The 4,891-nt window shown below is 69.7% G+C and carries 5 protein-coding genes; all 5 read left to right on the top strand.

From position 1 onward, the window contains the following. Window positions 1-1,604: hypothetical protein (locus ACFVU3_RS39795; protein WP_390073683.1), on the top strand; the 1,604-nt coding region annotated here is incomplete at its 5' end. After that, window positions 1,604-2,209, top strand: a complete 606-nt coding sequence (locus tag ACFVU3_RS39790) for a hypothetical protein (RefSeq protein WP_390073682.1) — start codon at window positions 1,604-1,606, stop codon at window positions 2,207-2,209. The genes ACFVU3_RS39795 and ACFVU3_RS39790, both read left to right, overlap by 1 nt. 197 nt (window positions 2,210-2,406) lie before the next feature. Continuing rightward, on the top strand, window positions 2,407-2,631 hold the full coding sequence (locus ACFVU3_RS39785; RefSeq protein ID WP_390073681.1) for a hypothetical protein: 225 nt from the start codon (window positions 2,407-2,409) through the stop codon (window positions 2,629-2,631). A gap of 268 nt (window positions 2,632-2,899) precedes the next feature. Further along, window positions 2,900-3,178: a hypothetical protein gene (locus tag ACFVU3_RS39780; RefSeq protein WP_390073680.1), complete on the top strand. Its 279-nt coding sequence runs from the start codon at window positions 2,900-2,902 to the stop codon at window positions 3,176-3,178. Window positions 3,179-4,120: 942 nt separating this feature from the next. Continuing rightward, a complete protein-coding gene (locus ACFVU3_RS39775; protein ID WP_390073679.1) occupies window positions 4,121-4,258 on the top strand; it encodes a hypothetical protein in 138 nt (45 codons plus the stop codon). Window positions 4,259-4,891 lie beyond the last annotated feature (633 nt).

The following is a 4,891-nucleotide window of genomic DNA, read 5'->3' as shown; positions in this document are numbered from 1 at the left end:
CAGCGGCCCCGGCCCCGGCCCCGGCCGCGGCCGGGGCCGGGGCCGGGGCCGCTGTGCCCGTACCCGTCGGGCCGTGCGTGCTGTGCGGACAGCCCGCGGCCGAGGAGGTCGACGGCTTCCCCCAGCACCTGACCGCCGAGGAGTGCGCCGCCGCCCTGTCCGCCCACCACACCCCCCTGGTCCCCGAGGGCCAGGAGCCGCCCCTCGTCCCGACCGACGATGCACTGCCCCCGGTCCCCGAGAACAAGACCCTCCTCCCACCGCCGGCCGCGCCCGCTCCCCCCGCCGCGCCGCCCGCTGTCCCTGCACGGCAGGGGCAGCCCACTCCCGCCGCTCCGGCTCCCGTCCAGCCGCCGGCCGCGCCCGCTGCCCCCGCCGACCCCGCACGACAGGAGCAGTCGGCTCCCGCCGCTCCGGCCCCCGTCCCGCCGTCGGTCGGGCCCGCTGCCCCTGCCGCGCTGCCCGCTGCCCCGGCCGTGCCGCCCGCCGGCCCCGCACGGCAGGAGCAGTCGGCTCCCACTCCCGCCGTCCCGGCCCCCGTCCCGCCGCCGGCCGCGCCCGCCGCCCCTGCCGCGCCGCCCGCCGACCCCGCACGACAGGAGCAGCCCGCCGCTCCCGTCCCCGCCCGGCCCCGCCGTCCCGTTCCGGCGTATGCCTCCGGGAGCCTGGTGGAGCAGATCACCGGCCGGGTGCAGGACGTCGTGGCCGGGCACGGCGGCGACATCGACGCCGCCGAGGCCGCGCTCATCAAAGCCGCGATTCCGGACGTCATGGCACTCATGAAGTCGTCCCGGGTCGGCGGCCGGTACGAGCATTCCGAATTCCCGCCCACCGCGGAGATCCTGCACAAGAAGTCCCAGAAAGGCGCGGACGAGATCTGGGAGGGCCGCCCGAAGTGGCGGAACGCCGAAATCTTCAAGGCGGCGAAGAAGGGCGCGCAGTTCGACGTCACCGCGCTCGACATGAACGCCGCCTATCTCTCCGCGCTCAAGTGCTGGCTCCCGATCGGGCAGCTGCGCGAGGACACCAGCGGCGTGCACGACAAGCGAAAGGCCGGCGTCCACCTCATCACCCCCGCCGACTGGGACCACGCCGACCTGCCCAACCCCCTGGGCAACCGCCTGGAGCCGGGGGAACTGTGGGTGACGGAGTCCACGCTCCGCCAGCTCCTCGACTGCGCCCGCCAGGGCCTCGCCGACGCCCCGGTCATCCACCGCTCCCTGGTCTCCGGCGCCACGGAAGCGCTCCTGGAGAAGATGCGCCGCGCACTGGCCGAGGTCCGGAAAGAAGCTCTCGCCCAGGGCGACGACATCACCGTCGCCTACGTCAAGGCGATGTATTCGAAATTCGTCTCGACCATCGGTGAATCGAGCGCAAACCGCGACATCCGCCGCCCGGACTGGATGCACATCATCCGGTCGAAAGCATTCGCGAATCTGTGGATGAAGGCCCACAAAGCACACCGTGCGGGGCTCCAGGTTGTCGAGATTTCCGGCACGGACGAACTCCACCTCGTGGGAGACTGGCGGAAGGTCTTTTCGGAAGGCCGGGACCTGTCCCAGGTCAAGGTGAAGAACGAGTACGTTCTCGGAGGTAAGCGCTGATGACCGGTTCGCCGGAACTCTGGGCCCAATGGGGAGAATTCCACAAGTACAACGCCCGCGGAATGAAAGGCGGGGAAGCCCTCATCCAGGAACTCAACCGCATCGTGTATTCCTCGGGCATCTCCTCGCCCATCACCTCCCACCGCGGCCTTACCGCCCGCCTCCGCTACCTCGACAGCAAAGCCGGCCGCGAGGAACTGAAAGCCCAAGGAGTCTCCCCGCGCACGATCCGCGCATGGATGCGAGGCAAGGGCAAGACCTCCCCGACCCCCGCGAGCCGGGAGAAGATCGACGCCGCGTACTGGCACCGCCGCCGCGAGAACCTGACCCGCTCCGGCTGGCTCGCCCGCCACCTCGACAACGCCGGCCGCGGCCGGCGCATGGAGATCTACCCCGTGGACCAGGCCCACGTCCCCGAGGAACGCCGCCGCCCGACGCTGTCCCAGCGCACCATCACCGTCCGCTACATCTGGGGCGACCTCGTCGACGCCTGGGCCAGACAGGACGCCGACACGATCGACGAGATCTGGGACGACGTGATCACCGACCTCGACTCCGACTACGCCGCATACGCCTACGTCGCATCCGTCGGCATCAGCGCCTGACCCCTCGGCAGCACCCCGCGTCCGCCCCAGCCCCTCCCGGCCGGGGCAGACGCGTATGCCCCCCGGACAGGGGTAGCCGCGTCGGGCAGACCCTGCAGGCCCCCTGAGCCCGGCTGCACGTCGCTTCCCCCTCCTGCACGTGCAGCCGGCCCCGCACCCACCTCGCCCGGATCCACACCGTGGGAGAGGCTGAGCGGATGAGCATGACGCCGATCACCATTCACCTGCCCCCGCCGCCCCGGGGCCGGCGGGTGACCGCACACCGGCACGGTCACGACGACACCCTGAGCATGGCCTACTCGCATCACGACCTGATGGCGTTCCTCGACCGCGCAGACGTCCCCGACCCCGAGACGGCCCTCGACGACCCGGCATGGGCCGAGTGGCGCGAAGGCCGCGCCCACCAGTGGGACGCCGCCTGAGCCTCAATCTGACCCCGCTCCGGTTGCCGGCTTACCGCTCGTGGCTCTGTTCACGAGGAACCGACAGCATTTCTACGGGGATTCGGGAGGCACCGAAGCCCTGGGCACGGCGGCTACAGCCCGGCTGCGCGTTGCTTCCCCCTCCTGCACGTGCAGCCCGGCCACGTCCAGCCTGTGGGCACGGCGCGGTGTCCCAGGGGTTGGCGTGGGGCCTTGCGCGCACAAGACTGGGCCTTCCAGGTGGCAGTGGGCGAGGAGGGCGGGGGCCATGGACGCGGGCGAGGTGTCGGACGGTTTCGGGGAGCAGCTGGGAACGACTGTCTTCCTGTCTGCGTGGGCCGGTCTCGTGGCGGGCTGTCTCACCGCATTCGCGAGTCTGGTCATCACCGGCAAAGACCTTCCCTGGGGTCTCATCTGGGCGGTGGGTCTGGCGGTGACGGCGGTCTCCGGTGTTCTCATCTGGCGCAAGCTGGAAAGCGACCAGGCGCACGACAACGGCTCGGACTCAGGAGCCGACTACGGAACCGGCGCGATCGATTCGGACTAACCGGCCCCGCCTCCTCTGGCACAACGCCCAAACTGCGTAAGGCTGAAATAGTCGCCCCTCAATTCTTCTGCCCGCCTCTCACTCTGATGCGGTTTCCGTATTCAGAGTGAGGGGTTTTCTTATGCGTTTTGTGTATAGGATTTGGTGGTGCGTCAGTTGCGTTTCCGGGCAGGGGTTATGCGGGTTTGTCATGTGGGTTGGTAGGGGCTTTCCGGCGTGCTCCACCCGATCCCTCCCTGTAGTTGCTAGACCAGCCTCCGTCCCGGCCGCCCCGCCTGCGGGGGTTCTGCCGCTGGCCGATGCCGCTGAACTCCTCCCGGTCGCGGACGAGTCCCGCGCGGGCTACAACCGTGACTCCTTCAGGCGCTGGAACAAGGGGCTCGACCCCGCCGACGGCTGCAACACCCGCGCCGAGATCCTGCTGGGCGAGGGGGTCGAGGCAGGCTGCAAACTCTCCGGTGGCCGCTGGATCAGCTACTACGACGCCGCCGAGGTCACCGATCCGGGGAAGCCCGACATCGACCACATGGTCCAGCTTGCCGAGGCGTACGACTCCGGCGCGAGCGCCTGGACCGCGCAGCGCCGGGAGGCGTCCGCGAGCTGCGGTGACCCGGCCGCTCCTCGACCGACACCGCCGCGCCCCGGGGCCGTGGAGCGCGCCCAGGGCCTCGCTGGTGTGAGGTCGGGGACGGTGGGTAGGCGGGTGGTCGAGCGCATGGGACTGCACTCGACTCGCGTGTCCGGCGGCCTTCCCCCCGCTGCCGGCCCGCGGTTCTGCGACCGCCCCCCCCGCGGGTGCGGGGCGGTCGCCTTCTCTGAGCAGCGGAGTGTCCTCGACCTGACCGGTCCTGTGCGGGGACGGCGGTTCCGGCGCGGACGCGGTTGCTCCGGTGAGGGGTCGGGCAGATCCGAACCATGGATAGGTGGGAGATCAGGCGCGAGGTGCAGCGCGAGCTGGACCGCCAGGCTGGAAGGGACGACGGAAGCTGCGGCTGTATCGCCGTGTTCCTCGGCCTCTTCGCACTCATCAACATCGTTGCGTTCCTTCTTTTCGTGATCGGGCAGATCATCCCCAGATGAGATGTGCCGGCGAGGTAACCCCCAGGGAACCTCTCACCTCTGATGCGGTTTTTGTATTTTGGGTGAGGGGTTTTCTTATGTGGTTTGTGTATGGGGTTTTGGTGGTGCGTCAGTTGTGTTTCCGGGCAGGGGTTATGTGGGTTTGTCATGTGGGTTGGTGTGGGGGATTTCCGGCGTGCGCCACCCGATCCCTTCCCGTAACTGCGTCTTTTCGGTCTAGACCACTTACCACCCGGTGAGAGAGTGCTGCGGTACTCTGCGTGACGTGCCGAATAGCCGGCCCGCAGGGCTGGAAATGGCTACGCGGAGTGGGCATACTGCTCTCAGACAAGAGGATAGCGGGTAGGCGGTCGGTAGGAGAGGGGCCCGCAGGGTCCCGGTCCACCCTCGACGTCAGCCCCGGGAAACCCACTCAAACCGCTTGCGAGCTGCGGAAATACCCCGAAGGGGCACCGGAGAAACGGCCCGCAGAGAGGCCCGCCTCCACCCCACCGGCCCGCAGACCCTGAATCGACCGGTACAGCCCGCAGTCACCGAAGGTGACTGCCAGCCGGGTCACCCCCCGGCGTCGCGCAGCGACGCGGCAGCGTTGGGAGTGACGCAGTCACTCCGCGTCGTGTCTCCGCAGGAGAC

This window comes from Streptomyces sp. NPDC058052 (genome assembly GCF_042885515.1).
In the GTDB taxonomy this organism is placed as follows: Bacteria; Actinomycetota; Actinomycetes; order Streptomycetales; family Streptomycetaceae; genus Streptomyces.
Note: the sequence above shows the minus strand (reverse complement) of the source record. Positions and strands in the feature narration are given on the sequence as shown.